31 protein-coding genes and 1 pseudogene are annotated in these 26005 nt (G+C 69.9%); 3 read left to right on the top strand and 29 right to left on the bottom strand.

Annotated elements, in window-relative coordinates:
- Positions 1-2: 2 nt before the first annotated feature.
- The 7 genes from ACIP84_RS27200 to ACIP84_RS27230 all read right to left on the bottom strand — a co-directional run bounded on the left by ACIP84_RS27200 (position 3) and on the right by ACIP84_RS27230 (position 7897).
- Complete coding sequence (locus ACIP84_RS27200; RefSeq protein WP_401801064.1) at positions 3-1193, bottom strand: alpha/beta fold hydrolase; 1191 nt, start codon at positions 1191-1193, stop codon at positions 3-5.
- 10 nt (positions 1194-1203) lie between these two features.
- Entirely contained in the window at positions 1204-2352 is a 1149-nt protein-coding gene (gene alr, locus ACIP84_RS27205; RefSeq protein ID WP_401801067.1) for an alanine racemase, read from the bottom strand.
- A 20-nt stretch (positions 2353-2372) separates the two neighbouring features.
- A complete protein-coding gene (locus ACIP84_RS27210; protein WP_401801069.1) occupies positions 2373-2552 on the bottom strand; it encodes a L,D-transpeptidase in 180 nt (59 codons plus the stop codon).
- A gap of 779 nt (positions 2553-3331) precedes the next feature.
- A complete protein-coding gene (locus tag ACIP84_RS27215; protein ID WP_401801072.1) occupies positions 3332-4804 on the bottom strand; it encodes an NAD(P)H-hydrate dehydratase in 1473 nt (490 codons plus the stop codon).
- A 42-nt stretch (positions 4805-4846) separates the two neighbouring features.
- Positions 4847-5215 (bottom strand): holo-ACP synthase, encoded by a 369-nt coding sequence (locus ACIP84_RS27220; protein ID WP_266895479.1) that lies wholly within the window; start codon positions 5213-5215, stop codon positions 4847-4849.
- A 24-nt stretch (positions 5216-5239) separates the two neighbouring features.
- Positions 5240-7087 carry a glutamine--fructose-6-phosphate transaminase (isomerizing) gene (glmS, locus tag ACIP84_RS27225; protein ID WP_266968389.1) on the bottom strand — a complete coding sequence of 616 codons (1848 nt, stop codon included), beginning with the start codon at positions 7085-7087 and terminating at the stop codon, positions 5240-5242.
- A gap of 39 nt (positions 7088-7126) precedes the next feature.
- Positions 7127-7897: a hypothetical protein gene (locus ACIP84_RS27230; protein WP_401801076.1), complete on the bottom strand. Its 771-nt coding sequence runs from the start codon at positions 7895-7897 to the stop codon at positions 7127-7129.
- Positions 7898-8094: 197 nt separating this feature from the next.
- Between ACIP84_RS27230 and coaA the strand changes: the two genes are divergently transcribed.
- A complete protein-coding gene (gene coaA / locus ACIP84_RS27235) occupies positions 8095-9063 on the top strand; it encodes a type I pantothenate kinase (protein ID WP_355966051.1) in 969 nt (322 codons plus the stop codon).
- 2 nt (positions 9064-9065) lie between these two features.
- Complete coding sequence (locus tag ACIP84_RS27240; RefSeq protein WP_401801079.1) at positions 9066-10025, top strand: DUF389 domain-containing protein; 960 nt, start codon at positions 9066-9068, stop codon at positions 10023-10025.
- A gap of 67 nt (positions 10026-10092) precedes the next feature.
- Here the strand turns inward: ACIP84_RS27240 and glmM are convergent, their stop codons facing one another.
- The 5 genes and pseudogenes from glmM to ACIP84_RS27265 all read right to left on the bottom strand — a co-directional run.
- The gene (gene glmM, locus ACIP84_RS27245) at positions 10093-11451 is read right to left on the bottom strand and encodes a phosphoglucosamine mutase (protein ID WP_401801082.1); all 1359 of its coding nucleotides are present in this window, start codon (positions 11449-11451) and stop codon (positions 10093-10095) included.
- A gap of 140 nt (positions 11452-11591) precedes the next feature.
- Positions 11592-12104 carry a 30S ribosomal protein S9 gene (gene rpsI / locus ACIP84_RS27250; protein WP_015035601.1) on the bottom strand — a complete coding sequence of 171 codons (513 nt, stop codon included), beginning with the start codon at positions 12102-12104 and terminating at the stop codon, positions 11592-11594.
- Between the two features lie 44 nt (positions 12105-12148).
- Positions 12149-12592, bottom strand: coding sequence for a 50S ribosomal protein L13 (gene rplM / locus ACIP84_RS27255; RefSeq protein WP_017239595.1), 444 nt, complete (start codon positions 12590-12592; stop codon positions 12149-12151).
- Positions 12593-12847: 255 nt separating this feature from the next.
- Positions 12848-13594, bottom strand: coding sequence for an ATP-binding cassette domain-containing protein (locus tag ACIP84_RS27260; protein WP_401801142.1), 747 nt, complete (start codon positions 13592-13594; stop codon positions 12848-12850).
- Positions 13595-13960: 366 nt separating this feature from the next.
- Positions 13961-14365 (bottom strand): annotated as a pseudogene (locus ACIP84_RS27265) (ATP-binding cassette domain-containing protein); the annotation flags it as partial.
- A gap of 161 nt (positions 14366-14526) precedes the next feature.
- On the opposite strand from ACIP84_RS27265, the gene ACIP84_RS27270 reads away from it, so the two are divergent.
- A complete protein-coding gene (locus ACIP84_RS27270; RefSeq protein WP_401801086.1) occupies positions 14527-15528 on the top strand; it encodes a hypothetical protein in 1002 nt (333 codons plus the stop codon).
- On the opposite strand, the gene truA is transcribed toward ACIP84_RS27270, so the two are convergent.
- The 17 genes from truA to ACIP84_RS27355 form a co-directional block, all read right to left on the bottom strand.
- Positions 15499-16356, bottom strand: coding sequence for a tRNA pseudouridine(38-40) synthase TruA (gene truA, locus ACIP84_RS27275; RefSeq protein ID WP_355966067.1), 858 nt, complete (start codon positions 16354-16356; stop codon positions 15499-15501). The genes ACIP84_RS27270 and truA overlap by 30 nt on opposite strands.
- Before the next feature lie 92 nt (positions 16357-16448).
- Positions 16449-16913, bottom strand: a complete 465-nt coding sequence (rplQ, locus tag ACIP84_RS27280) for a 50S ribosomal protein L17 (protein ID WP_015035596.1) — start codon at positions 16911-16913, stop codon at positions 16449-16451.
- A gap of 164 nt (positions 16914-17077) precedes the next feature.
- Positions 17078-18100 (bottom strand): DNA-directed RNA polymerase subunit alpha, encoded by a 1023-nt coding sequence (locus tag ACIP84_RS27285; protein ID WP_003966937.1) that lies wholly within the window; start codon positions 18098-18100, stop codon positions 17078-17080.
- Between the two features lie 127 nt (positions 18101-18227).
- Entirely contained in the window at positions 18228-18632 is a 405-nt protein-coding gene (gene rpsK / locus ACIP84_RS27290) for a 30S ribosomal protein S11 (protein WP_006376016.1), read from the bottom strand.
- A 66-nt stretch (positions 18633-18698) separates the two neighbouring features.
- Complete coding sequence (gene rpsM, locus ACIP84_RS27295) at positions 18699-19079, bottom strand: 30S ribosomal protein S13 (RefSeq protein WP_015035595.1); 381 nt, start codon at positions 19077-19079, stop codon at positions 18699-18701.
- A gap of 191 nt (positions 19080-19270) precedes the next feature.
- Positions 19271-19384, bottom strand: a complete 114-nt coding sequence (rpmJ, locus tag ACIP84_RS27300) for a 50S ribosomal protein L36 (RefSeq protein WP_003956441.1) — start codon at positions 19382-19384, stop codon at positions 19271-19273.
- Between the two features lie 62 nt (positions 19385-19446).
- Positions 19447-19668 (bottom strand): translation initiation factor IF-1, encoded by a 222-nt coding sequence (gene infA / locus ACIP84_RS27305; RefSeq protein WP_003956442.1) that lies wholly within the window; start codon positions 19666-19668, stop codon positions 19447-19449.
- 179 nt (positions 19669-19847) lie between these two features.
- Positions 19848-20699, bottom strand: a complete 852-nt coding sequence (map, locus tag ACIP84_RS27310) for a type I methionyl aminopeptidase (RefSeq protein ID WP_030318640.1) — start codon at positions 20697-20699, stop codon at positions 19848-19850.
- 95 nt (positions 20700-20794) lie between these two features.
- A complete protein-coding gene (locus ACIP84_RS27315) occupies positions 20795-21442 on the bottom strand; it encodes an adenylate kinase (RefSeq protein WP_355966071.1) in 648 nt (215 codons plus the stop codon).
- Positions 21442-22761 carry a preprotein translocase subunit SecY gene (gene secY / locus ACIP84_RS27320; protein ID WP_073910637.1) on the bottom strand — a complete coding sequence of 440 codons (1320 nt, stop codon included), beginning with the start codon at positions 22759-22761 and terminating at the stop codon, positions 21442-21444. The genes ACIP84_RS27315 and secY overlap by 1 nt, the downstream gene beginning before the upstream one ends.
- Before the next feature lie 213 nt (positions 22762-22974).
- On the bottom strand, positions 22975-23430 hold the full coding sequence (rplO, locus tag ACIP84_RS27325; RefSeq protein WP_355966074.1) for a 50S ribosomal protein L15: 456 nt from the start codon (positions 23428-23430) through the stop codon (positions 22975-22977).
- Between the two features lies 1 nt (position 23431).
- A complete protein-coding gene (gene rpmD / locus ACIP84_RS27330) occupies positions 23432-23614 on the bottom strand; it encodes a 50S ribosomal protein L30 (protein WP_015035589.1) in 183 nt (60 codons plus the stop codon).
- Positions 23614-24216: a 30S ribosomal protein S5 gene (gene rpsE, locus ACIP84_RS27335; RefSeq protein ID WP_017239585.1), complete on the bottom strand. Its 603-nt coding sequence runs from the start codon at positions 24214-24216 to the stop codon at positions 23614-23616. Before rpsE ends, rpmD begins: the two co-directional genes overlap by 1 nt.
- Positions 24217-24262: 46 nt before the next feature.
- A complete protein-coding gene (rplR, locus tag ACIP84_RS27340; RefSeq protein ID WP_015035587.1) occupies positions 24263-24646 on the bottom strand; it encodes a 50S ribosomal protein L18 in 384 nt (127 codons plus the stop codon).
- 3 nt (positions 24647-24649) lie between these two features.
- A complete protein-coding gene (gene rplF / locus ACIP84_RS27345; protein WP_355966080.1) occupies positions 24650-25189 on the bottom strand; it encodes a 50S ribosomal protein L6 in 540 nt (179 codons plus the stop codon).
- Positions 25190-25210: 21 nt separating this feature from the next.
- The gene (gene rpsH / locus ACIP84_RS27350; protein WP_015035585.1) at positions 25211-25609 is read right to left on the bottom strand and encodes a 30S ribosomal protein S8; all 399 of its coding nucleotides are present in this window, start codon (positions 25607-25609) and stop codon (positions 25211-25213) included.
- A gap of 206 nt (positions 25610-25815) precedes the next feature.
- Positions 25816-26001 (bottom strand): type Z 30S ribosomal protein S14, encoded by a 186-nt coding sequence (locus tag ACIP84_RS27355; protein ID WP_003948630.1) that lies wholly within the window; start codon positions 25999-26001, stop codon positions 25816-25818.
- Positions 26002-26005: the final 4 nt, after the last annotated feature.

Consider the following 26005-nt stretch of genomic DNA (forward strand, 5'->3'; position numbering starts at 1 on the left):
ACTTAACCGTTGCGGGTCTCCGGCCTCACCGTGACGGTCGCCGCGGCCGCCTCCGGGACGGCTCCCACCCGGACGAGCAGGTCGGCGAGCCGGTCGGTGACCGCCTCCGGGTGCTCCAGCATCACCAGATGGCCGCCGTCCGGCACGATGACGAGTTCCGCGTCCGGGAGGAGGTCGGCGATGGCCTCGGTGTGGGAGCTGGGGGTGACCAGGTCGTGGTCGCCGGCGAGCGCGAGCACCGGCAGGTCGCCGAGGACGGACAGCGCGGTGGCCTTGTCGTGCTCGGCGAAGGCCGGGTAGAAGGCGGCGACGACGTCGATGGGGGTGGACTCGATCATCCGCTCGGCGAAGCGGGCGACGGCGGGGTCCACGTCCCTCGACGCGAACGAGTACTTCTTGATGAGCCCGGCGAACAGGTCCGCGGTCGCCCGCCGGCCCCGCTCCACCAGCTCGGCCTGGGAGCCGAGCGCCCGCAGCACACCGGGCAGGACCCACCGGACCGCGTTGACGCCGGCGACCGGAAGGCCGTAGGAGACCTCCCCGAGCTTCCCGGCGGACGTACCGACGAAGGCGACTCCGACGACCCGGTCGCGGACGAACTCCGGGTACCGCTCCGCGAGCGCCATGATCGTCATGCCGCCCATCGAGTGCCCGACGAGGACGAGCGGTCCCTCGGGCGCGGCGGCGTCGAGGACGGCCTTGAGGTCGCGGCCCAGCTGGTCGATGGTGACGGGCACGGCGTCGGCGCCGGACTGGGCGACGCCCTGACCCGAGCGCCCGTGGCTGCGCTGGTCCCAGTGGACGGTACGGACGAGGCCGCGCAGCGCGGCCCGCTGGAAGTGCCAGGAGTCCTGGTTGAGGCAGTAGCCGTGACTGAAGACGACGGTCACGGGGGCGGGCTCCTTGCGCCCGAAGAGCCGCCGGCGGCGGGCGGCCGGGATGTCCGGCGCCACCTCGTCGACCTCGTAGTACAGGACGGTCGAGTCGTCGGCGAGGGCCCGGCCCGGGGTCCCGCGCAGCCCGCCGTACGGGCCCGTCGAGTCGAGGGCGAGCCGCGCCTTCTGCCGTACGGACCGGCCGACGGTGAGGCGCTCGACGGCCACCCCGGCGGCGGCTCCCGCCGCGAGGACGCCTATCGCGGCGCCGGCGAATCCGGCGCGGCGCCACGTACCGGTGCTGCTGGACTCGCCCACGGGCCCCCCTTTATTCGCCCAGGTACACGCGCGGGACGCGCGCGCCGATCCGGGTGACGATCTCGTACGCGATGGTGTCGGCGGCCACCGCCCAGTCCTCGGCGGTCGGTTCGCCCCGGTCGCCGGGTCCGAACAGCACGGCCTCGGTGCCCGGCGCGGGCTCGTCCCCGCCCAGGTCGACGACGAACTGGTCCATGGCGACGCGTCCGGCGACGGTGCGGACGGTGCCGTCGACGAGGACGGGGCCGCGGCCGGAGGCGTGCCGGGGGACGCCGTCGGCGTAGCCGAGCGGGACGAGCCCGAGGGTCGTCTCGGCGTCGGTGACGTAGTGGTGGCCGTAGCTGACGCCGTGGCCGGCCGGGACCCGCTTGACCAGGGCGACGCTCGCCTTGAGCGACATCACCGGCCGCAGCCCCAGTTCGGCGGAGGTGCCCAGCTCCGGGCTCGGCGACACGCCGTACACGGCGATACCGGGACGGACCAGATCGAAGTGGGCCTCGGGGAGAGTGAGAGTCGCCGGCGAGTTGGCGATGTGCCGGACCTCGGGCTCGACGCCGGCCTGCTCGGCGTGGTCGAGCATCGAGCGGAAGACGTCGAGCTGGGCGGCGATCGAGGGGTGGTGCGGCTCGTCGGCGCAGGCGAAGTGCGACCAGAGCCCGGTGACCTTGACGAGCCCGTCGGCCTCGGCCTTCAGGGCCGCCCCGACCAGCTCGGGCCAGTCGGCGGGCTGACAGCCGTTGCGCCCGAGCCCGGTGTCGGCCTTGAGCTGGACGCGCGCGGTGCCGCCGGTCCTCCTGGCGGCCGCGACGACCTCCTCAAGGGCCCACATCCCGCTCACCGACATGTCGAGACCGGCCTCGACGCCCTGGTCCCAGGGGTCGCCGGGGGTCCAGAGCCAGCACATGACCGGCACGTCGGTGATCCCGGCGGCGCGCAGCGCGAGGGCCTCGTGCGGGGTGGCCGTGCCGAGCCAGTCCGCGCCCGCGTCCAGGGCGGCGCGGGCACAGCGCACCGCGCCGTGTCCGTACGCGTCGGCCTTGACCACGGCCATGATCCGGACGTGGGGGGCGACGCGGGCGCGCAGCGTGCGGACGTTCGCACGCAGCGCACCGAGGTCGATCTCGGCGCGGGCTCTGCGGGGCGGCGGTGTCTCAGTCATCGCGCTTAGTCTCTCAGGTGTCAGCTCCCGGGCCGCTTTCCCCAGATGTAGACCCGGTCACCCTTGCGCAGCACGTCCCAGAGTTTCTGGGCGTGGCGGTAGCTGAGATTGACGCAGCCGCGGCTGCCGGTGGGCGTGGCGAGCTGCCCGTAGACGGCGTGGAAGGCCTGACCGCCGCTGAAGAACTGGGAGTAGGGCATGGGGGTGTTGTAGATGGTGGACCAGTGGTTCTTGTAGCGCCGGCGTACTTCTTCACGGGACAGCGCCGCCCGGGGTCGAGGTTCTTCCGGGCGGCGAGCAGTTCGGCCCTGGCCCAGGTGACGGGACCGGCGTAGCCGTTGGCGGGCTTGATCTTCTCCCTGACCTGGAACGCGCGGATGGCCCGGCAGTCGGCGGCCGACTGCCTCCCGTCGACCGTGAGCTTCAGCAGCCGCTCGACCCGCCGCTGATGGGTGCCGGTGGTGGCGGTGCAGGAGGCCGCCACGGCACTCCGGGGCATGTACTCGACCGACTCGTCCACGTCCTCCTCGGGCGTGGGCACGGGCACCTCGCCCTCGGGCTGCAGCGGCGGCAGCACCTGATCGGGCGTATCCATCGGGTACTCGGCCTGCCCGCCCCCGACCACCCCGGGCACGAGGGCGCCCCCGGGCTCGGGAGCATCGGCGACGGCGGCCCCGCCTCCGGCCGGGGGCACGAGCAGGACCCCCAGGAGAACGAACAACGACACGGCACGACTTCTCGATCTGATCACCCACCCACCCCATCCCCCATGGCCCGGGCGAGCGCGCCGGGAGAGGCGGCCGGCGCAGCGGGTTCAGCCGACCGGGGGTGGACGGGGGACTCCACGCCCCCTGCAACCGCGCCGTCACGTCACGCCCCGCCCCCCTGAAGACCCTCCGTCACAGCACGCCTCCCTGGAGACCCGCCACTCACATCCCGCCCGCCCCCCCTAGACACCCGCCGTCACATCCCGCCCGCCCTAGACACCCGCCGTCACATCCCGCCACGCCCCGCCCAACGCCCCCGCCACCTCCCCCGCCGTCACCGGCCCGCCCCCCGACGCCCGGCGCGCCGCGAGACCGTGCAGGTACGCCGCGCACGACGCCGCGTCCACCGGGCGCAGCCCCGCCGCGAGCAGCGAGCCCGCGAGGCCCGACAGGACGTCCCCGCTGCCCGCCGTCGCCAGCCACCCCGTCCCCGTCGGGTTCACCCGCACCGCGCCACCCGCGGCCGGCCCCGCGTCCGTGCTGCCCGGACCACAGACCAGCGTCGTCGACCCCTTGAGCAGCACCGTCGCCCCGAACCGCGCCGCCAGTTCGCGTACCGCCGCGAGCCGCCCCGCCTCCACCTCGCCCCGGGTCGCGCCGAGCAGCGCCGCCGCCTCCCCCGCGTGCGGGGTGAGCACGGTCGGCGCGCTGCGGGCCCGTACGAGCGCGGGATCGAGCCCGCGCAGCCCGTCCGCGTCCACGAGCACCGGCACGTCCGAGGCGAGGACCTCCGCGACGCCCGGCTCGTCGCCGAGCCCCGGCCCGACCACCCATGCCTGCACCCGCCCGGCGCGGTCCGGCGGCCCGGGGTGGACCAGCGTCTCCGGATGCGCCGCGATCACCGCGTCCGCCGCGGACCCGACGTACCGCACCGCCCCCGCGCCGCCCCGCAGCGCGCCCTCGACGGCGAGCACCGCCGCTCCCGGATAGCGCGCGGACCCGGCGACGACGCCGAGCACCCCGCGCCGGTACTTGTCGCTCTCGGCGCCCGGTACGGGCAGCAGGCGCGCCACGTCCTGGTGCTGGAGCGCCTCCAGGTCGGCCACGCCCGGCAGTTCCGCGCCGAGCCCGATGTCGACGAGCCGCAGCGCGCCCGTGTAGGAACGCGCCGGGTCGACGAGGAGGCCCGGCTTGTACGTCCCGAAGGTCACCGTCACGTCCGCCCGCAGCGCCTCCCCCGCCACCTCCCCCGTGTCCGCGTCGACGCCGCTCGGCAGGTCGACGGCGACGACGACGGCGTCCGAGCCGCGCGCGGCACGGGCGACGGGCACGGCGTCGGGCCGGAGCCCGCCCCGGCCGCCGATGCCGGTGATGCCGTCGAGGACGAGATCGGCGGCGGCGAGCGGTTCGAAGGGGTCGTCGTGGGCGCTGTCCACGACCCGGCCTCCCGCCGCGCGCAGGGCCGCGAGCCCGCCCTCGTGCGCGTGGTCGCCGAGCAGGACGGCGGTGACTCCGGCGCCGCGGCGGGCGAGCCGGGACCCGGCGTAGAGGGCGTCGCCGCCGTTGTCGCCGCTGCCGACGAGGAGGGCGACCCTCGCCCCGTACACCCGCCCCTTCCCGAGGAGCGAGCAGCAGGCGGCGGCGAGTCCGGCGGCGGCGCGCTGCATGAGCGCGCCTTCGGGGAGTCGGGCCATGAGGGCGGCTTCGGCGGCCCGTACGGTCTCCACGCGGTAAGCGGTACGCATGGTCGCAGTCTGCCGCAGCCCCCGGGTCCGTACATCCCGCGCCTACGCCTCCGCGATCACCACGGCGGACGCCACCCCCGCGTCATGGCTCAGCGACACGTGCCAGTGCTTCACGCCCAGCTCGGCCGCCCGCGCCGCCACCGTCCCGCTCACCCGCAGCCGTGGCTGCCCGGTGCCCTCGACGTACACCTCGGCGTCCGTCCAGTGCAGGCCGCCCGGCGCGCCGAGCGCCTTCGCGAGGGCCTCCTTCGCGGCGAACCGCACCGCGAGGGAGGCGGGCCCGCGCCGCTCGCCGCTGGGGAGCAGCAGTTCACGCTCGACGAAGAGGCGCTGCAGCAGCCCCGGCGTCCGTTCGATCGACGCGGCGAACCGGTCGATCTCGGCCACGTCGATCCCCACCCCGATGATCATCTGCTCACCTTCACACGCACACACTCACTCCACGGTCACGGACTTGGCCAGATTGCGCGGCTGGTCGACCTCGTTGCCCCGCGCGGTGGCGAGCTCGCAGGCGAAGACCTGGAGCGGCACCGTGGAGACCAGCGGCTGGAGCAGCGTAGGCGTGGCGGGGATGCGGACGAGGTGGTCGGCGTACGGGACGACGGCCTCGTCGCCCTCCTCGGCGATCACGATGGTGCGGGCGCCGCGGGCCCGGATCTCCTGGATGTTGGAGACGATCTTGTCGTGCAGGACGGAGCGGCCCTTGGGCGAGGGCACGACCACGACCACCGGCAGGTCCTCCTCGATGAGCGCGATCGGCCCGTGCTTGAGCTCTCCGGCGGCGAAGCCCTCGGCGTGCATGTACGCCAGTTCCTTGAGCTTCAGAGCGCCTTCGAGGGCCACGGGGTAGCCGACGTGCCGGCCGAGGAAGAGGACGGTGTCCTTGTGGGCGAGGGAGCGGGCCAGGGCCCTGACCGGCTCCATGGTCTCCAGGACCCGCTCGACCTCGTCGCCGATCCGGGCCAGTTCGCGGACCACGGCGTGGATCTCGTCGCCCCACTTGGTGCCGCGCACCTGGCCGAGGTAGAGCGCGAGGAGGTAGCAGGCGACGAGCTGGGTGAGGAAGGCCTTGGTGGAGGCGACGGCGACCTCGGGCCCGGCGTGGGTGTACAGCACGGCGTCGGACTCGCGCGGGATCGTCGAGCCGTTCGTGTTGCAGACGGCGAGCACCTTCGCGCCCTGCTCCCGCGCGTGCCGCAGCGCCATCAGCGTGTCCATCGTCTCGCCCGACTGCGAGATGGCGATGACGAGGGTGCGCTGGCCCAGGATCGGGTCACGGTAGCGGAACTCGCTGGCGAGCTCGACCTCGCAGGGGATGCGGGTCCAGTGCTCGATGGCGTACTTGGCGATGAGGCCGGCGTGGAACGCGGTGCCGCACGCGATGATGACGATCTTGTCGGCCTCGCGGAGCACGGCGTCGGGGATGCGCACCTCGTCGAGGGTGAGCCGGCCGGAGCCGTCGATCCGGCCGAGGAGGGTGTCGGCGACGGCCTTGGGCTGCTCGGCGATCTCCTTGAGCATGAAGTAGTCGTAGCCGCCCTTCTCGGCGGCGGAGGCGTCCCAGTCCACGTGGAAGGCGCGGACGTCGGCGGGCGCGCCGTCGAAGTCGGTGACCGTGACGCCGTCCCTGGTCAGCTCGACGACCTGGTCCTGGCCGAGTTCGATGGCCGACCGGGTGTGGGCGATGAACGCCGACACGTCGGAGGCGAGGAAGTTCTCGCCCTCGCCGACACCGACGACGAGCGGCGAGTTCCGGCGGGCGCCGACGACCACGTCCGGCTGGTCGGCGTGCACGGCGACCAGGGTGAAGGCCCCGTCGAGCCGCCGGCACACCAGTCGCATGGCCTCCGCGAGGTCCCCCGCGGAGGAGAACTCCTCGGCGATGAGGTGGGCCACGACCTCGGTGTCCGTCTCGGACAGCAGGTCGTGGCCGCGTTCGGCGAGTTCGTCCCGCAGGGGGGCGAAGTTCTCGATGATGCCGTTGTGGACGACGGCGACGCGCCCGGCGTTGTCCAGATGCGGGTGCGCGTTGGCGTCGGTCGGCCCGCCGTGGGTGGCCCAGCGGGTGTGCCCGATGCCCACGGACCCCCCGGCGAGCGGCCGGTCCACGAGCTCCTTCTCCAGGTTGACGAGCTTGCCCGCCTTCTTGGCCGCGGCGAGCCCTCCGTCGGAGAGCACCGCGACACCGGCCGAGTCGTAGCCCCGGTATTCGAGCCTCTTGAGGCCCGCGACCACCACATCAAGCGCCGACTGCCCGCCGACGTATCCCACGATTCCGCACATGACGGCAGCCTACGGCGGAAGGCGCCCCAAGGGCCGGAGTCAGGACAGCTTGGCGGCCTGCGCGTCGATGACGGCCTTCGGCAGCTCCTTGACGCCGCCGGGGACGAGGCTGATCGTCGAGAACGACGCGAGCGTGTTGCCCTGGCGGAAGACGACGAGCTTGCTGACGAAGGGCTGACCCTCCATGTCGGAGGTGACGGTGAAGGCGACGGCCTCCTCGCCGGCGGTGACGGTCTCCGGGGCGACCTCGGCCACCTTCGTCTTCTCCTTGAGGTGGACGACGTGGAAGCCGCCGGCGCACTCCGCACCGGCCTTCTTCACCGAGGCGAAGGCCTCCTGCGCGCCCTGCCCGTCGTACGAGCCGAGCGTGACCGCCGTGACCCGGGCGGCCAGCCCGCCGAGGAGCGCGTCCTCGGGCGAGGCCGACGCGTCCTTCCTCGGCTCTTCGAGGACCTTGCGCTCCGCCGACGCGGCGGGCGAGCCGGGCGAGAGGAAGGACATGGCCTGGGCGATCGGCGTACAGGCGGCCTTGTCGGCGGTGACCGAGGCCGCCGGGACGACGTCCCCGGTCTCGGTCTTCTGCACCTGGTGGCCCTTGAGGTCGGCCCGCTCGACGATCGCCTTCTCCAGCTCGGCGTCGGACAGCGCCCTGGCGGCGGGCGCGCTCGTGGCGGAGGCGCCGGGCGCACCGGTGCCACCGGCCTTGTCCCCCTTGCCGTCGCTCTTCTCCCCGCCACCGCAGGCGGTGACGAGCAGGACGAGGGAGACGGCGGTGGCGGCGACGGCGGTGCTTCGAATGGACGTACGCATGCGTGGTGGCTCTCTGCTTCTCTTCGTGTTCTCGTCGTGCCGCCCTTCGGGGCGGCTCCCCCCGCGTGAGGAACTACGGCCACGCGGCGTCAAGCAGGATTGCCCCATCCCCGCGGCACGACAACCGCTTTTGCCGCGTGACCCACCCCACGGCCCCCCACGGCCCACAGAGCCGTGCGACCCCCGACAATGGCGGGGTGATCACCTCGCCGCCACGAAGCGCCAACGGCACGACGCCCTACGTCGACCTCACCCGCGCAGAGTGGAGCGCCCTGCGCGACAAGACCCCGCTCCCCCTCACCGCCGAGGAGGTCGAGCGGCTCCGCGGTTTCGGTGACGTCATCGACCTCGACGAGGTACGGGACATCTACCTTCCGCTGTCCCGGCTGCTCAATCTGTACGTGCAGGCCACCAGCGGACTGCGGGGCGCCCTCAACACCTTCCTCGGCGAGAGCGCCGAGCAGCGCGGCACCCCCTTCGTCATAGGGGTCGCCGGCTCGGTCGCCGTCGGGAAGTCCACGGTCTCCCGTCTGCTGCAGGCCCTCCTCGCCCGCTGGCCGGAGCACCCGCGCGTGGAGCTGGTCACCACGGACGCCTTCCTCTACCCGATGGAGGAGCTGAAGGCCCGCGGCCTCATGTCCCGCAAGGGCTTCCCCGAGTCCTACGACCGCCGGGCCCTGACCCGGTTCGTCGCCGACATCAAGGCGGGCAAGGACGAGGTCACGGCCCCGGTCTACTCGCACCTGATCTACGACCGCGTCCCCGGCGAGCGCCTCGTCGTCCGCCGCCCGGACATCCTCATCGTCGAGGGCCTGAACGTCCTCCAGCCGGCCCTGCCCGGCAAGGACGGCCGCACCCGCGTCGGCCTCGCCGACTACTTCGACTTCTCCGTGTACGTGGACGCGCGCCCCGAGGACATCGAGCGCTGGTACCTCAACCGCTTCCGCAAGCTGCGCGACACCGCCTTCCAGGACCCCGACTCGTACTTCCAGCGCTACACCCAGGTCTCCGAGGACGAGGCCCTCGACTACGCGCGCACCATGTGGCGGACCATCAACAAGGTGAACCTCCTGGAGAACGTGGCCCCGACGCGAGGCCGGGCGACTCTCGTCGTCCGCAAGGGCCCGGACCACAAGGTGCAGCGGCTGAGCCTCCGTAAGCTCTGAGGATGCTGCATCTCCGGATGATCGTGCCGCCCGACCGCACCCGGGCCGCCGTCGAGGTGATCGAGTCCACGGTCGGCACCACGCACCTGGTGGTGCTTCCCGGGGCCGCCCGGGAGCCCTCCGGAGACGTGGTCATGTGCGACGTCGCCCGTGAGGCGGGCGACGAGCTCCTCAAGGGGCTGCGCGGGCTGAGGATCGATCAGGACGGCTCCATCGCGGTCGAGAACATCGACTTCTCCCTCTCCACGCGCGCGGACACCGCCGAGAAGGAGGCTCCGGGCGAGCCTGCGGACGCGGTGCTCTGGGAGCAGCTGGAGGGGGCGACGCACGAGGAGTCGACGCTCTCGATCACCTACAGCGCGTTCATGATCCTGGCGACGATGATCGCGGCCTGCGGTGTCGTCCTGGACAACGCGATCCTGATCGTGGGCGCCATGGCGGTCGGACCGGAGTTCGGCCCGCTCGCCGGGGTCTGCACGGCGGTGGTGCGCCGCGAGCCGAGGCTTGCGGCACGCTCGCTGATCGCCCTGGTCGTCGGCTTCGCGGCGGCGATCGCGGCGACGACGGTGTTCAGTCTGGGGATGGACGCGCTCGACCTGTTCAGCGAGAGCCGCCTCGACGGGGACCGCCCCAACACCAGCTTCATCTGGCAGCCGGACCCGTTCTCGTTCGTCGTGGCCCTGCTCGCGGGGGTGGCGGGCATGCTCTCCCTGACCTCGGCCAAGTCCGGCGCCCTGGTGGGCGTGGCGATCTCGGTGACGACGGTCCCGGCCGGCGCGAACGCGGCGGTCGCCCTCAGCTACGGCGACTTCGGCCAGATGTGGGGCTCGATCGAGCAGCTGATGCTGAACCTCTTCGGCATCATGCTGGCCGGGGTGCTGACGCTGTACGGGCAGAAACTCCTCTGGCGCACCCAGCGCGGCCACTGGCGCCGCGCGCCCGGGGCCCGGAAGGACAGCTGAGAAGGGCCCCGCCGCACCCGGCACGGGTACGGCGAGGCCCTCAACGCATGACGGCGCCTCAGAAAGGTTAGCCCAGCGCCGACTTCACGACGTCCGCGAGCCGCTGCGCCACCGCGCGCGCCTGCTCGATGTCCGCGGCCTCGACCATGACGCGGACCAGCGGCTCGGTGCCGGAGGGGCGCAGCAGGACGCGGCCGGTGGAGCCGAGCTCCTGCTCGGCGGCGGTGACGGCGGCGGCGAGGTCGCCGGAGGTCTTCACCCGGGACTTGTCGACGTCGGGGACGTTGATGAGGATCTGCGGCAGCCGCTCCATCACACCGGCCAGGTCCGCGAGCGACTTGCCGGTGGCGGCCACCCGGGCGGCCAGCATCAGACCGGTGAGGGTGCCGTCTCCGGTGGTGGCGTGGTCGAGCACGATGACGTGCCCGGACTGCTCGCCGCCGAGCGCGAAGCCGTGCTCCTTCATGGACTCCAGGACGTAACGGTCGCCGACCGCCGTCTGGACGAGGTTCAGACCCTCGCGCTCCATGGCGAGCTTGAAGCCCAGGTTCGACATGACGGTCGCGACGACGGTGTCCCCGCGCAGCGCGCCGGCCTCCCGCATGGCGAGGGCGAGCACGGCGAGGATCTGGTCGCCGTCGACCTCGTTGCCCGCGGCGTCCACCGCGAGGCAGCGGTCGGCGTCGCCGTCGTGCGCGATGCCCAGGTCGGCGCCGTGCTCGACGACGGCGGCCTTGAGCAGCCCGAGGTGGGTGGAGCCGCAGCCGTCGTTGATGTTGAGGCCGTCCGGCTCGGCGCCGATGGTGACGACCTGGGCGCCGGCCCGGGCGAAGGCCTCGGGCGAGACGCGGGCGGCGGCGCCGTGCGCCTCGTCGAGGACGACCTTGAGACCGTCGAGACGGTTCGGGAGGACGGCGATGAGGTGGGCGACGTACGTGTCGAAGCCCTCGTTGTAGTCGCGGACCCGGCCGACACCGGAACCGGTCGGACGCTCCCAGGGGGCGCCGGTGCGGTGCTCCTCGTACACGGACTCGATCTTGTCCTCGAGCTCGTCGGCCAGCTTGTGGCCGCCGCGCGCGAAGAACTTGATGCCGTTGTCGGGCATGGCGTTGTGGCTGGCGGAGAGCATCACGCCGAGGTCGGCGCCGAGGACGCCGGTGAGGTGGGCCACGGCCGGGGTGGGCAGCACGCCGACGCGCAGCACGTCGACGCCGGCGCTGGCGAGCCCCGCCACGACGGCGGCTTCGAGGAACTCTCCGGACGCGCGGGGGTCACGTCCGACCACCGCGGTCGGCCGATGGCCCTCGAAGGTGCCCGCCTCGGCGAGCACGTGCGCGGCCGCGACCGACAGGCCGAGCGCGAGCTCCGCCGTCAGGTCCGCGTTGGCCACACCGCGTACGCCGTCCGTGCCGAAGAGTCGTCCCACAGCTGTCCTCCGAGAAATACGTGCCCAAGCTGATGAAAGGTGAAGATGAAAGGCGAAGGTGAGAAGAGTGATGAAAAAACGTACGCCCCGACGGCACGAACAGTGCCGCCGGGGCGTACGAAAGCAGACCGAGCAGGCGATTAACGCTTGCTGTACTGCGGAGCCTTACGGGCCTTCTTGAGACCGGCCTTCTTGCGCTCGACCGCACGGTCGTCGCGGGAGAGGAAGCCGGCCTTCTTCAGCGCCGGGCGGTTGTTCTCGACGTCCGCCTCGTTCAGCGCACGGGCCACGCCGAGGCGCAGGGCGCCGGCCTGGCCGGAGACACCGCCACCCGCGATGCGGGCGATGACGTCGTAGCGGTTGTCGAGCTCGAGCACCTTGAAGGGCTCGTTGACTTCCTGCTGGTGCACCTTGTTGGGGAAGTAGTCCTCAAGGGTGCGACCGTTGATCTTCCACTTGCCGGTGCCCGGAACGATCCGGACGCGGGCGATGGCGTTCTTGCGACGGCCCAGGCCGGCGGCCGGCTGCGGGTCGCCGAAGCGGGACGCGAGCGACTCGGAGGTGTACTCACCCTCGACGAGCTCGGTCTCGGTGGTGTACTCCTCAACGCCCTCGAACTCGTCGACGGGGGTCTCGGGGGTGGTCTCGGCCACGATGCTCCTCAGATTTCTTTCGTTCTTAGGGGGTGTGGCCGGAACTACTGCGCGACCTGGGTGATCTCGAACGGGACCGGCTGCTGCGCAGCGTGCGGGTGGTTCTCGCCCGCGTAGACCTTCAGCTTCGAGATCATCTGACGGCCCAGGGTGTTCTTGGGGATCATGCCCTTGATGGCCTTCTCGACGGCCTTCTCGGGGTTCTTGTCCAGCAGCTCGTCGTAACGGACGGAGCGCAGACCACCCGGGAAGCCGGAGTGGCGGTAAGCCAGCTTCTGGGTCTTCTTGTTGCCGGACAGGTGGACCTTGTCAGCGTTGATGATGATGACGAAGTCGCCCATGTCCATGTGCGGGGCGTAGACGGGCTTGTGCTTGCCTCGGAGGAGGTTCGCAGCCGTGGTCGCCAGACGGCCCAGGACAACGTCCTGCGCGTCGATGATGTGCCACTGGCGAGTGACATCGCCGGGCTTGGGGCTGTACGTACGCACTTCGTAGCCTTCGCTTCTTCAGTGGATGGAGTCCAGACACACCTGAAGCGATCATGCAGCTGGGGCCTGCACTGCCGGGAACGACGCCCGTATGCGAGCCACTGGTAACTGCTCCAGGGAACCTGCGTAAGGGCTCCTCGCGTGAAAGCGACGAAGCCAGTACGCATAACAAACCGCAACACTACCCGCGCCACCCCGGACGGGTCAAAACGCCATGGGACACCCGGTCACCCCGGGCCCGCCGACCGCCCCAGGTCACCGCGCCCGCTCGACCCGCCGCTCGTCCCACACCGGCTCCGTGGTCTCCCGGACCACCCCGTCGGACCCGAACACCAGGAACCGGTCGAAGCTCTTCGCGAACCACCGGTCGTGGGTCACCGCCAGCACCGTCCCGTCGTACGACTCCAGCCCGTCCTGCAGGGCCTCCGCCGATTCCAGGTCCAGGTTGTCCGTCGGCTCGTCCAGGAGCAGCGCCGTCGTGCCCGCCAGCTCCATCAGCAGGATCTGGAACCGCGCCTGCTGCCCGCCCGAGAGCTTGTCGAACGGCTGGTCGCCCTGCCGCTCCAGCTCGTACCGCCGCAGCATCGACATCGCACCGCCCCGGTCCTTGGCGTGCTCCGTCCACAGGATGTCGACGAGCGGCCGCCCGGTCAGCTCCGGGTGCGCGTGGGTCTGGGCGAAGTGCCCCGGCACCACCCGCGCGCCCAGCTTCCACGTCCCCGTGTGGGCGACGGACGGGTCCCCCGCGAGCAGCCGCAGGAAGTGCGACTTGCCCGACCCGTTCGAGCCGAGGACGCCGACCCGCTCGCCGTAGAAGATCTCCAGCGAGAAGGGCTTCATCAGCCCGGTCAGCTCAAGGTTCTCGCAGGTCACAGCACGTACACCGGTACGGCCGCCGCGCAGCCGCATCTTGATGTCCTGCTCGCGCGGCGGCTCCGGCGGAGGCCCCGCCTCCTCGAACTTCCGCAGCCGGGTCTGCGCCGCCGCGTACCGCGAGGCCATCTCGTGGCTGACCGCGGCCGCCTGCCGCAGGTTGACGACGAGCTTCTTCAGCTGCGCGTGCTTCTCCTCCCAGCGCCGCTTCAGCTCCTCGAAGCGCGCGAAGCGCTCCCGCCGCGCCTCGTGGAAGGTGTCGAACCCGCCACCGTGCACCCAGACGTCCGAGCCGGCCGGGCCGGGCTCGACCGCGACGATCTTCTGCGCGCCCCGGGAGAGCAGCTCCCGGTCGTGGGAGATGAACAGCACGGTCTTGCGGGTCTCCCGCAGCCGCTCCTCCAGCCACCGCTTGCCGGGGACGTCGAGGTAGTTGTCCGGCTCGTCGAGGAGCAGCACCTCGTCGGAGCCGCGCAGCAGCGACTCCAGGACCAGCCGCTTCTGCTCACCGCCGGAGAGCGTCCGGACCTCCCGGAACTGCGCCTTCTCGTACGGGACGCCGAGCGCGGCCATCGTGCACATGTCCCAGAGGGTCTCGGCCTCGTACCCCTGCACCTCGGCCCAGTCGCTGAGGGCCTGCGCGTACTTCATCTGCGCGGCCTCGTCGTCGACGGTCATGATCAGGTGCTCGGCCTCGTCGACGGCCTTCGCGGCCTCCCGGATCCGGGGCTGAGCCACCGAGACCAGCAGGTCACGCACGGTGGACGCGTCGCGCACGGAGCCGACGAACTGCGGCATCACGCCGAGGCCGCCGCTGACGGTGACGGAGCCGCCGTGCGGCTGGAGCTCTCCGGAGATCAACCGGAGCAGTGTGGTCTTGCCGGCGCCGTTGGCCCCGACCAGGGCGACGACGGCGCCCTCCCCCACCCGGAAGGAGGCGTCCCCGAGCAGGACCCTCCCGTCGGGAAGGTAGTACTCAAGATGCGCGGCCTCGACATGTCCCATGGGGTGCATTGTCGCCGCCCGCGTCGCCGGGGCCCAACCGGTTTAGGATGCGCGGCATGAGCTTTGGGGGACCGCAGTGGCCGCAAGAGCCGCAGCAGGGCGGGCAGCAGGGGCAGGGGCAGCAGCCGCAGGGGTACGGGCAGCAGGGGTACGGACAGCCTCAGGGGTACGGACAGCAGGGGTACGGGCAGGCGCCCGGCCAGGGGCAGCAGCCCGGCCAGGGGCAGGCGCCCGACCCCTTCCCGGGCGCCCAGGGCGGCGGGGCGACCCCCGACTGGGGCGCCCTCGCCGACGCCTCGGCATCCCGTAACCGCCGCAAGCGCTGGCTGATCATCGGCGGCGGCGCGGTCGCCGCCCTGGTCGTCGGCGCGATCGTCGCCACCGCCGTGGTGGCCTCCGGCAAGAAGAACGACGAGGCCGGGAACGGCGGGGTGCCCACCGGCACGGTCTCCCCCACCGCGGCCCCGACCCCCGAGCCGACCTTCTCCTCGGTGGCGCCGCCGCCCCCGCCGAACCCGAAGGACTACATCTCGGACCCGAAGAAGGACAAGGCCCCGCTCTCCGCGGAGGGCCTCTTCCCGGGCAAGAAGCTGACGATGAACAAGCGCCCGTACAGCAAGGGCGCCACCTCGTCGACGACCGACTGCGCGACCGTCACGCAGGGCGGCCTCGGCGCCGTCCTCAAGAAGAACGGCTGCCAGCGGGTGCTCCGCGCCACCTATGTGAAGGACGGCGTGGCGATCACCGTCGGCGTCGCCGTCTTCCCCTCGGAGGCCGCGGCCCTCAAGGCGAAGAACCAGGCCACCGGCGGCATCGCCCCGCTGGCCGGCGCGGGCGTACGTGACTTCTGCCACGCCACGGTCTGCCTGCGCCGCTCGAACTCGGTCGGCCGCTACGCCTACTTCACCCAGGCCGGCTTCTCCAGCGGCAAGAAGGTCACCAAGGCCGACAAGCCGATCTTCCAGGCCAGCGACGACCTCGGGACCTTCGCCTTCAACCAGATCTACGCCCGCGGCCGCTCCCAGGCCTCAGCAGCAGCCGGCGCTCCCGGGGAGTGACCGCTTGTTCCTGGCCTCCAGATTGCGGGCGGCCAGGAGCTCGTCGGCCGGGTAGCCGACCTCTTCGAGGGTGAGACCGTGCGGCCGCACGACGTGCACGGCCGAGTCCCGGACGCCGGCCGCGAGCACCTTGCCCGGCCAGTCCACGGGCCGGTGCCCGTCGCCGACGAAGAGCAGGGCGCCGACCAGCGAACGGACCATGTTGTGGCAGAAGGCGTCCGCCTTCACGGTGGCTTCCATCACGCCGTCGGGCCGGCGCTCCCAGCGCAGCTCCTGGAGCGTGCGGATGGTGGTGGCTCCCTCGCGCCGCTTGCAGTACGCGGCGAAGTCGTGCTCCCCGACGAGCGCGGCGGCGGCCTCGTTCATGGCGTCCATGTCGAGGGCCCAGTCGTGCCACAGCACGTGTCCGCGCTGCAGCGGGTCGACCCCGCCGGGGTTGTCGGTGACGCGGTACGCGTAACGGCGCCAGACGGCGGAGAAACGCGCGTTGAAGCCGCTGGGGGCCTCGGTCAGGGACCAGACCCGCACATCGTGCGAGAGGCGCCCCGCGAGCCGCCTGAGCAGCTTGTCGCGGTGCTCGGCCCACAGCTCGACGGGCAGGTCGACATGCGCGACCTGGCCGCGGGCGTGCACCCCGGAGTCGGTCCGGCCGGCCACGGTCAGCTCGTACGTCTCCGTGGACCGGGTCACGGTCCGGAGCGCGGCCTCGATGTCCCCCTGCACGGTCCGCTGCCCCTGGGACTGCTTGGCCCAGCCGGAGAAGTCCTTGCCGTCGTACGACAGGTCGAGCCGAACCCGTACGAAACCGTCCTGCACGTCATCGCTCACGCGGAATCATCCTCTCGAAACCATCAAACACGGCAACGGGCCCGCACCCCCGAGGGGGTACGGGCCCGCACACGAACAGTCGGTCGGAACGCTTACGCGTCCTTCGACTCCTCGGCCGGAGCCTCGGCGGCCGCGTCGGCCTCCTTGACGGCGCGCACGGTGGCGGCCTCGGCCTCGGCGACGGTCGCCTTCTTGGCGATCTCGCCCTCGACCAGCTCGATCACGGCCATCGGGGCGTTGTCGCCACGACGGTTGCCGATCTTGGTGATACGGGTGTAACCACCCGGACGCTCCGAGTAGCGCGGGGCGATCTCGGTGAAGAGGGTGTGGACGATGCCCTTGTCGGTGATCGTCTGCAGCACCAGGCGACGGTTGTGGATGTCGCCCTTCTTCGCCTTGGTGATCAGGCGCTCGGCGACCGGACGCAGGCGACGGGCCTTGGCCTCGGTGGTGGTGATGCGGCCGTGCTCGAAGAGCGACTTCGCCAGGTTGGCGAGGAGCAGCTTCTCGTGCGCGGCGGAACCGCCGAGGCGGGCACCCTTCGCGGGACGCGGCATGGTGTTTCTCCTTGTGATCTGCACCGGCCGTATGAGGTACCGATGTCAGTGTCCGAGCGGGCGAGTGCCCGTCGGAGACCCCGCGCCCCCGTCAGGGGCGCGGGGAACTGCGCGGCCGACCGAAGCCGGCCCGCAGCCGAATCTGGACCGTCGGGTCCGAGCTGTCAGTACTGCTCGGTCTCGACGAAGCCCGCGTCCGCGTCGTCGTCGGCGCCGAAGGCGTCCGCGGCGGCGGTCGGGTCGAATCCGGGCGGCGAGTCCTTCAGCGCGAGGCCCATACCGGCCAGCTTCGCCTTGACCTCGTCGATCGACTTCGCACCGAAGTTGCGGATGTCGAGCAGGTCGGCCTCGGAGCGCGCCACGAGCTCACCCACGGAGTGGATGCCCTCGCGCTTGAGGCAGTTGTACGAACGAACGGTGAGCTCGAGCTCCTCGATCGGCAGCGCCAGGTCGGCGGCGAGGGCGGCGTCCGTGGGGGACGGGCCCATGTCGATGCCCTCGGCGTCGATGTTGAGCTCGCGCGCCAGACCGAACAGCTCGACCAGGGTCTTACCGGCGGACGCCATGGCGTCACGCGGGCGCATGGCCTGCTTGGTCTCGACGTCGACGATCAGCTTGTCGAAGTCGGTGCGCTGCTCGACACGGGTCGCCTCGACCTTGTACGTGACCTTGAGCACCGGGGAGTAGATGGAGTCGACCGGGATACGACCGATCTCCTGGCCCACCTGCTTGTTCTGCACGGCGGAGACGTAGCCGCGACCGCGCTCGACGGTCAGCTCCATCTCCAGCTTGCCCTTGCCGTTGAGCGTGGCGAGGACGAGGTCGGGGTTGTGCACCTCGACACCGGCCGGGGGCGCGATGTCGGCGGCGGTGACCAGACCCGGGCCCTGCTTGCGCAGGTACATCACGACCGGCTCGTCGTGCTCCGAGGAGACGACCAGCTGCTTGATGTTGAGGATGAGGTCGGTCACGTCCTCCTTGACGCCCGGCACGGTGGTGAACTCGTGCAGGACGCCGTCGATGCGGATGCTGGTGACAGCGGCACCCGGGATCGAGGACAGGAGGGTACGGCGGAGGGAGTTGCCGAGGGTGTAGCCGAAGCCCGGCTCCAGCGGCTCGATCACGAACCGGGAGCGGAACTCGTCGACGACCTCTTCGGTCAGCGAAGGACGCTGAGCGATAAGCATGTGTTCAATCCTTCAGTCGTGGACGCCCACTATTTGACGTCCGACGGAGTGCTGCGTACTGCAAGGGTACGGGCGGCACGGTCCGAAGAGCCGTACCGCCCGAAGTCCTGAATCAAGCAGCCGTGCGTCAGACGCGGCGGCGCTTGGGAGGACGGCAGCCGTTGTGCGGCGTGGGGGTGACGTCCTGGATCGAACCGACCTCGAGGCCCGTGGCCTGGAGGGAGCGGATCGCGGTCTCGCGGCCGGAGCCCGGACCCTTGACGAAGACGTCGACCTTGCGCATGCCGTGCTCCTGCGCGCGGCGAGCGGCCGACTCGGCGGCCATCTGCGCGGCGAACGGGGTCGACTTGCGCGAGCCCTTGAAGCCGACGTGGCCGGCGGAGGCCCAGGAGATCACGTTGCCCGCGGGGTCCGTGATCGAGACGATCGTGTTGTTGAACGTGCTCTTGATGTGCGCGTGGCCGTGAGCGACGTTCTTCTTTTCCTTGCGGCGCACCTTCTTGGCAGCGCCCTGACGACCCTTGGGGGGCATCTATAACTCCTACGGGAGGTGGTCGGTCCTACAGCGAAGACCGCTTGGTCAAGCGTCCGCTGAGGACTACTTCTTGCCCGGCTTCTTCTTGCCGGCGATGGCGCGACGCGGGCCCTTGCGGGTACGAGCGTTCGTGCTGGTGCGCTGGCCGCGGACGGGCAGGCCACGACGGTGGCGCAGGCCCTGGTAGCAGCCGATCTCGACCTTGCGGCGGATGTCGGCGGCGATCTCGCGACGGAGGTCACCCTCGGTCTGGAGGTTGGCGTCCACGTACTCGCGGATCTTGACGAGGTCTTCCTCGGCAAGGTCGCGGACACGGGTGGACGGGTTCACGCCGGTCGCGGCGAGAATCTCCTCGGACCGGGTACGCCCGATGCCGAAGACGTAGGTGAGTGCGACCACCACACGCTTTTCGCGCGGGATGTCAACACCGGAAACGCGTGCCATTCAATGGCTCCTGTGTTCTCGGGGGTCTGCTGCAGAACCGTTCCCGGCTGCCGTATGAGGTACAGGTCGGGTCCCCGGCCCCCGCCGGAGGTGCCGTCAACCGTGCGAACACGGCCCGACGGGCTCTGCGTATGTACGTATTGCTATGCGTCGCGCGAAGAACTGCGAAGTTGCAGGTCGGTCGGCGTGCGTCAGCCCTGGCGCTGCTTGTGGCGCAGGTTGTCGCAGATGACCATGACCCGGCCGTGACGGCGGATCACCTTGCACTTGTCGCAGATCTTCTTGACGCTCGGCTTGACCTTCATGGGTGTGAGGTTCTCCGGGTCAGTGCCATCACCCGCGCGCGAAGGCGGGGTGCGGGCAAGATCTACTTGTACCGGTAGACGATCCGGCCACGCGTCAGGTCGTACGGAGAGAGCTCCACCACGACCCGGTCGTCCGGAAGGATTCGGATGTAGTGCATCCGCATCTTGCCGGAGATGTGCGCGAGGACCTTGTGACCGTTCTGGAGCTCCACCTTGAACATGGCGTTCGGGAGGGACTCGATCACGGTGCCCTCGATTTCGATGGCACCTTGCTTCTTGGCCACGCTTCGCCTTTCGAATCGGCTACCTTGATCGACTCTCGCCGCCGTATGCGGACACACGGGTACACGAGAGCCGACGCATCAGTCTACGTCAGGCCCCAGGAAAAGACGAATCGGGAAGTCTGCCCACCCGAACTGATCCTTACGCAAGGCACCACGCCGCAGAAAACTCAAACGTACTCCTACGCCAGCGGGTCCGGCGCCGCCGTCACGCCCAGCTCCGCCAGCTTCGCCTTGCCGCCGTCGACCGCCGTCAGGACCAGCGGGCCCTCCTCGGTCAGGGCGATCGAGTGCTCCCAGTGCGAGGACCAGGTGCCGTCCGTCGTGATGACCGTCCAGTCATCCTTCAGGACCTCCGTCTGCGGCGTGCCAAGGGAGACCATCGGCTCGATCGCCAGGCACAGGCCGGGGACCAGCTTCGGGCCCTTGCCGCGCTTGCGGGAGACGTAGTTCAGCAGGTGCGGGTCCATGTGCATCTCGGTGCCGATGCCGTGGCCGCCGTAGTCCTCGATGATCCCGTACCGGCCCAGGCTGTGGTCGCCGACGGCCGGACGCGGCTGGCGCTTGATGTACGTCTCGATCGCCTTCGAGATGTCGACCAGCCGGTTGCCGAGCCGCATGGCCGCGATGCCGGCCCACATCGACTCCTCCGTGACCCGGGAGAGCTCCACGAGCTCGGGCGCGTGCCCGGTGCCCACGAAGGCCGTGTACGCCGCGTCACCGTGCCAGCCGTCCACGATCGCGCCCGCGTCGATGGAGATGATGTCGCCGTCCTTGAGGACGGTCTTGTCGTCGGGGATGCCGTGGACGACGACCTCGTTTACCGAGGTGCAGATCGTCGCGGGGAACCCGCCGTACCCGAGGAAGTTCGACTTCGCCCCGTGGTCGGCGATGACCTTCCGCGCGACCTCGTCCAGGTCCTTCGTCGTGGCGCCCGGCACGGCGGCCTCACGCGTCGCCGCGTGAATGGCGGCGACGACCAGCCCCGCCTCGCGCATCTTCGCGATCTGCTCGGGGGTCTTGATCTGCACCATCGTGGCCGCGGCCTTTCCATCGAGTACGGGGAACAGAACAACGATACGGCCGCGGCGCCCCTGAGGGGCACCGCGGCCGTATCGACGAACCAGGGTTACTTCTTGAGCGCGGCCATCGCCTTCGCCGTGACCTCGTCCACCTTGCCGAGCGCCGAGATCGTCACGACCAGGTTCTGCGCCCGGTAGTAGTCGATGATCGGCTCGGTCTGCGTGTGGTAGACCTCCAGGCGCTTGCGGACCGTCTCCTCGGAGTCGTCCGCACGCTGGTACAGCTCGCCGCCGCAGGCGTCGCAGACGCCCTCGGTCTTCGGCGCGTTGTACTCCACGTGGAAGACGTGCGCGCTGTCGTTGCGGCAGATGCGGCGACCCGCGATCCGCTTCACGACCTCGTCCTCGGGGACCTCCAGGTCCAGCACCGCGTCGAGCTGCATGTCCTCGGCCTTCAGGACCACGTCCAGAGCCTCGGCCTGAGCCACGTTGCGGGGGAACCCGTCCAGCAGGAAGCCGTTGGCGGCGTCCGGCTGCTCCATCCGGGCCTTGGCCATCCCGATGGTCACCTCGTCGGGCACCAGGTCGCCGGCGTCCATGAACGCCTTGGCCTTGAGACCCAGCTCCGTGCCCTGAGAGATGTTGGCGCGGAACAGGTCGCCCGTGGAGATGTGCGGGATGTCCAGGTTCTTGGCAAGGAACGCAGCCTGCGTTCCCTTGCCGGCACCGGGCGGTCCGACGAGGACGATTCGCATCAGCGGAGGAACCCTTCGTAATTGCGCTGCTGGAGCTGGCTCTCGATCTGCTTCACGGTCTCCAGCCCCACACCCACGATGATGAGGATGCTCGTCCCACCGAAGGGGAAGTTGGCATTGGCGCCACCGAAGCCTGCCAACGCCATCGTCGGCACAAGAGCGATCAGACCCAAGTACAGCGAGCCCGGCCAAGTGATCCGGTTGAGCACGTAGCTCAGATACTCGGCAGTAGGTCGACCAGCCCGGATACCCGGGATGAAGCCACCATACTTCTTCATGTTGTCCGCGACTTCCTCGGGGTTGAACGAGATCGCCACATAGAAGAAGGCGAAGAACACGATCAGGAGGAAGTACGTGGCGATGTAGTAGGGGTGGTCACCCTTGACGAAGTGGGCTTCGATCCAGGTCTTCCACCCTGCGGTGGAGTTCGAGAACTGCGCGATCAAGGCCGGGATGTAGAGCAGCGACGACGCGAAGATGACAGGAATCACACCCGCCTGGTTCACCTTCAGCGGGATGTACGTGGACGTACCGCCGTAGGAGCGCCGGCCGATCATGCGCTTCGCGTACTGCACGGGGATCCGGCGCTGGGCCTGCTCGACGAAGACCACGAGGGCCACCATCACGAAGCCGATGAGGATGACGGTGCCGAACTCGATCCAGCCCTTGGCGAGCTTGCCGCTCTCCTTGATGGCCCACAGGGCTCCCGGGAAGCCGGCGGCGATCGAGATGAACATCAGGATCGACATGCCGTTGCCGATGCCGCGGTCGGTGATGAGCTCACCGAGCCACATGACGATGCAGGTACCGGCGGTCATCGTGAGGACCATCGTGGCGATGGTGAAGATCGACGGGTCGGGCACGACCTGGTCGGCGACACGGCAGCCGCTGAACAGCGCACCGCTCTTGGCGGTCGCGACGAGACCGGTTCCCTGCAGCACGGCGAGGGCGACCGTCAGGTACCGGGTGTACTGCGTGATCTTGGCAGTACCCGACTGGCCCTCCTTCTTGAGGGCTTCCAGGCGCGGGATCACGACGGTGAGCAGCTGCAGGATGATGCTCGCCGTGATGTACGGCATGATGCCGAGCGCGAAGATGGTGATCTGGAGCAGCGCCCCGCCACTGAACATGTTGACCAGGCCGAACAGGCTGTTGTTGCCTTCGCTGGCCTGCTTCACACACTGCTGGACGGCCTCGTAGCTGACGCCGGGGACCGGGATGTGGGCCCCGAGGCGGTACAGCACGATGATGGCGAGCGTGAAGAGCAGCTTCTTGCGCAGGTCGGGCGTCTTGAACGCCCGGGCGAACGCGGTGAGCACGGTGCCTCCTGCGACCCCCGCGCTATGCGTCAAGGGTGACGGTCTTGAGGTTCGACGATTAGGTATCGGTCATCAATCCCGTGCGGGCATACCGCACGGAGCCTAGACAGTGCACGCCACCTTACCGGCGACCATGCCCCCCTAGGAACGACCAATCGGGGATGCCCCTTTTGGGAGGCATCCCCGATCGGATGTTCAAGCCATCGAGTCGTCTTAGACGAGCTCGGTGACGGTGCCGCCGGCGGCGGTGATCTTCTCCTTGGCGGAGCCGGAGACGGCGTCGACCGTCACCTGCAGCGCCACGGTGATCTCGCCGGTGCCGAGCACCTTGACGAGCTGGTTCTTGCGAACCGCGCCCTTGGCGACCAGGTCGGCCACCGTGACCTCTCCACCCTCGGGGTAGAGAGCGCCGAGCTTGTCCAGGTTCACGACCTGGAACTCGGTGCGGAACGGGTTCTTGAAGCCCTTGAGCTTCGGCAGACGCATGTGGAGGGGCATCTGCCCACCCTCGAAGCGCTGCGGAACCTGGTAACGGGCCTTGGTGCCCTTGGTACCACGACCGGCCGTCTTACCCTTCGACGCCTCACCACGACCGACACGGGTCTTCGCGGTCTTGGCACCGGGGGCGGGACGGAGGTTGTGGGCCTTCAGCGGGTTGGTCTCCGCCATGTCAGTCAACCTCCTCGACCGTCACGAGGTGGCGGACGGTGTGAACCATTCCGCGGAACTCGGGGCGGTCCTCCTTGACAACCACGTCGTTGACCTTCTTGAGGCCAAGCGAACGCAGGGTGTCGCGGTGGTTCTGCTTGCTGCCGATGTACGACTTCGTCTGCGTGACCTTGAGGCGAGCCATTACGCACCCGCCCCAGCACGCGCACGGAGCAGAGCCGCGGGGGCGACGTCCTCGAGGGGCAGACCACGGCGAGCCGCGATCTCCTCGGGACGCTGCAGGCCCTTGAGGGCCGCCACGGTCGCGTGCACGATGTTGATCGCGTTGTCGGAGCCGAGCGACTTCGACAGGATGTCGTGAACGCCGGCGCACTCGAGCACGGCGCGCACCGGGCCACCGGCGATAACACCGGTACCGGGGGAAGCCGGCTTGAGCAGGACGACGCCCGCGGCCTTCTCGCCCTGGATCGGGTGAGGGATGGTGCCCTGGATGCGCGGAACCTTGAAGAAGTTCTTCTTGGCTTCCTCGACACCCTTGGCGATGGCCGCGGGAACTTCCTTGGCCTTGCCGTAACCGACACCTACGGTGCCGTCACCGTCGCCCACCACGACCAGCGCGGTGAAGCTGAAGCGGCGACCACCCTTGACAACCTTGGCGACGCGGTTGATCGCGACAACGCGCTCAACGTACGCGGTCTTCTCGGCGGCAGCGCCACCGTCGCGGCCCTTCCGGTCCCGCCGCTCGCCGCCACCGGCACCGCTTCCGCGGCGCTGGGGTCCAGCCATTGGATTTACCTCTCTCTGTTACGTCCGTTAGTCCCGGAACCGGGGCTTAGAACTTCAGCCCGGCTTCGCGGGCGGCGTCAGCCAGAGCGGCAATGCGCCCGGCGTACCTGTTGCCACCACGGTCGAACACGACAGCCTCGACACCAGCGGCCTTGGCGCGCTCGGCGACGAGAGCTCCGACCTGCTTGGCCTGCGCGGACTTGTCACCCTCGCCACCGCGGATCGACGCGTCCAGGTTCGACGCGGACGCAAGGGTGTGACCCTTGAGGTCGTCGATGACCTGAGCGGTGATACCGCGGTTCGAACGCGTCACGACGAGGCGCGGACGCTCCGCCGTACCCGACACGTTCTTGCGGATGCGGATGTGGCGGCGCGCCTTGGCGGCACGCTTGTAAGCGTCGCCCTTGGCGATCTTCACACCGTATGCCATGGCTTACTTACCAGCCTTTCCGACCTTGCGGCGGATGACCTCGCCGGCGTACTTGACGCCCTTGGCCTTGTACGGGTCGGGCTTCCGCAGCTTGCGGATGTTCGCCGCGACCTCGCCGACCTTCTGCTTGTCGATGCCCTCGACCGAGAACTTGGTCGGCGACTCGACCTTGAACGAGATGCCCTCGGGCGCCTCGACCAGGATCGGGTGGCTGTAGCCGAGCTGGAACTCCAGGTTGGAGCCCTTCGCGGCGACGCGGTAACCGACACCGCTGATCTCGAGCGCCTTCACGTAACCCTGGGTCACACCGGTGATCATGTTGGCCACCAGCGTGCGGGACAGGCCGTGAAGGGCCTTGTTCTGACGCTCGTCGTTCGGACGGGAGACGTTGAGCACGCCGTCCTCGCCCTTAACGATCTCGATCGGAGCGGCAACGGTGTGGCTCAGGGTGCCCTTGGAACCCTTCACCGTGACCGTGCGGCCATCGATGGTGACGTCCACGCCGGCGGGAACCGGGATAGGCAGCTTGCCAATACGCGACATGAGCTTTCCTTCCTTTCCCGACTACCAGACGTAGGCGAGGACTTCCCCACCTACGCCCTTCTTGCCTGCCTGCTGGCCGGTCAGGAGACCGTGGGACGTGGAGATGATCGCCACGCCCAGGCCGCCGAGAACCTTCGGCAGGTTGGTGGACTTCGCGTAAACCCGGAGACCGGGCTTCGAGATCCGCTTGATGCCCGCGATGGAGCGCTCACGGTTCGGACCGAACTTGAGCTCGAGGACGAGGTTCTTGCCGACCTCGGCGTCCTCGACCTTCCAGCCCGTGATGAAGCCCTCCTGCTGGAGGATTTCCGCGATGTGAGACTTGATCTTGCTGTGCGGCATCGTCACGGAGTCGTGGTATGCCGAGTTCGCGTTACGCAGACGAGTCAGCATGTCCGCGATCGGATCAGTCATGGTCATGAATTGGCCTTCGGCCTCTCTCGCCGGGGTTTCCAGTGCGCCATCCCTCTCCCCACACAGGGGCGGGACGGGTGCGGCGCGGGGACCTACGGCGTAGTAAGTCGTACGGGCGACGGACGCCCAACCCTCCTAGCCTAAGCCATGGAGGGATGGGCATCCGACAACCCAGTGCTTACCGAGAGACTCCGGTCATCCCAAGTAAGGGATTACCAGGAGCTCTTGGTCACGCCCGGCAGCTCGCCACGGTGAGCCATCTCACGAAGGCACACGCGGCACAGGCCGAACTTGCGGTACACGGAGTGGGGACGACCACAGCGCTGGCAGCGCGTGTAGCCACGCACGCCGAACTTGGGCTTGCGAGCAGCCTTCGCGATGAGAGCCTTCTTCGCCATCTCG

Origin of the sequence: Streptomyces sp. NPDC088707 (genome assembly GCF_044752725.1) — a bacterium.
Taxonomy (GTDB): Bacteria; Actinomycetota; Actinomycetes; order Streptomycetales; family Streptomycetaceae; genus Streptomyces.

Excerpts from the sequence above, each read along its gene's own strand:
- ACIP84_RS27270 (WP_401801086.1), top strand. The coding sequence starts at position 14,527 with ATGAGCTTTGGGGGACCGCAGTGGCCGCAAGAGCCGCAGCAGGGCGGG.
- ACIP84_RS27230 (WP_401801076.1), bottom strand. The coding sequence starts at position 7,897 with ATGCGTACGTCCATTCGAAGCACCGCCGTCGCCGCCACCGCCGTCTCC.
- rpmJ (WP_003956441.1), bottom strand. The coding sequence starts at position 19,384 with ATGAAGGTCAAGCCGAGCGTCAAGAAGATCTGCGACAAGTGCAAGGTG.
- rplO (WP_355966074.1), bottom strand. The coding sequence starts at position 23,430 with ATGGCGGAGACCAACCCGCTGAAGGCCCACAACCTCCGTCCCGCCCCC.
- rpsE (WP_017239585.1), bottom strand. The coding sequence starts at position 24,216 with ATGGCTGGACCCCAGCGCCGCGGAAGCGGTGCCGGTGGCGGCGAGCGG.
- alr (WP_401801067.1), bottom strand. The coding sequence starts at position 2,352 with ATGACTGAGACACCGCCGCCCCGCAGAGCCCGCGCCGAGATCGACCTC.
- rpmD (WP_015035589.1), bottom strand. The coding sequence starts at position 23,614 with ATGGCTCGCCTCAAGGTCACGCAGACGAAGTCGTACATCGGCAGCAAG.
- ACIP84_RS27220 (WP_266895479.1), bottom strand. The coding sequence starts at position 5,215 with ATGATCATCGGGGTGGGGATCGACGTGGCCGAGATCGACCGGTTCGCC.
- ACIP84_RS27240 (WP_401801079.1), top strand. The coding sequence starts at position 9,066 with ATGCTGCATCTCCGGATGATCGTGCCGCCCGACCGCACCCGGGCCGCC.
- map (WP_030318640.1), bottom strand. The coding sequence starts at position 20,699 with ATGGTGCAGATCAAGACCCCCGAGCAGATCGCGAAGATGCGCGAGGCG.
- rplR (WP_015035587.1), bottom strand. The coding sequence starts at position 24,646 with ATGGCATACGGTGTGAAGATCGCCAAGGGCGACGCTTACAAGCGTGCC.
- ACIP84_RS27285 (WP_003966937.1), bottom strand. The coding sequence starts at position 18,100 with ATGCTTATCGCTCAGCGTCCTTCGCTGACCGAAGAGGTCGTCGACGAG.
- ACIP84_RS27355 (WP_003948630.1), bottom strand. The coding sequence starts at position 26,001 with ATGGCGAAGAAGGCTCTCATCGCGAAGGCTGCTCGCAAGCCCAAGTTC.
- ACIP84_RS27260 (WP_401801142.1), bottom strand. The coding sequence starts at position 13,594 with ATGGCCTCGCGGTACGCGGCGGCGCAGACCCGGCTGCGGAAGTTCGAG.
- rplF (WP_355966080.1), bottom strand. The coding sequence starts at position 25,189 with ATGTCGCGTATTGGCAAGCTGCCTATCCCGGTTCCCGCCGGCGTGGAC.
- rpsM (WP_015035595.1), bottom strand. The coding sequence starts at position 19,079 with ATGGCACGCGTTTCCGGTGTTGACATCCCGCGCGAAAAGCGTGTGGTG.
- ACIP84_RS27215 (WP_401801072.1), bottom strand. The coding sequence starts at position 4,804 with ATGCGTACCGCTTACCGCGTGGAGACCGTACGGGCCGCCGAAGCCGCC.
- rplQ (WP_015035596.1), bottom strand. The coding sequence starts at position 16,913 with ATGCCGCGTCCCGCGAAGGGTGCCCGCCTCGGCGGTTCCGCCGCGCAC.
- ACIP84_RS27315 (WP_355966071.1), bottom strand. The coding sequence starts at position 21,442 with ATGCGAATCGTCCTCGTCGGACCGCCCGGTGCCGGCAAGGGAACGCAG.
- ACIP84_RS27210 (WP_401801069.1), bottom strand. The coding sequence starts at position 2,552 with ATGCCCTACTCCCAGTTCTTCAGCGGCGGTCAGGCCTTCCACGCCGTC.
- rpsK (WP_006376016.1), bottom strand. The coding sequence starts at position 18,632 with ATGCCCCCCAAGGGTCGTCAGGGCGCTGCCAAGAAGGTGCGCCGCAAG.
- rpsH (WP_015035585.1), bottom strand. The coding sequence starts at position 25,609 with ATGACCATGACTGATCCGATCGCGGACATGCTGACTCGTCTGCGTAAC.
- glmS (WP_266968389.1), bottom strand. The coding sequence starts at position 7,087 with ATGTGCGGAATCGTGGGATACGTCGGCGGGCAGTCGGCGCTTGATGTG.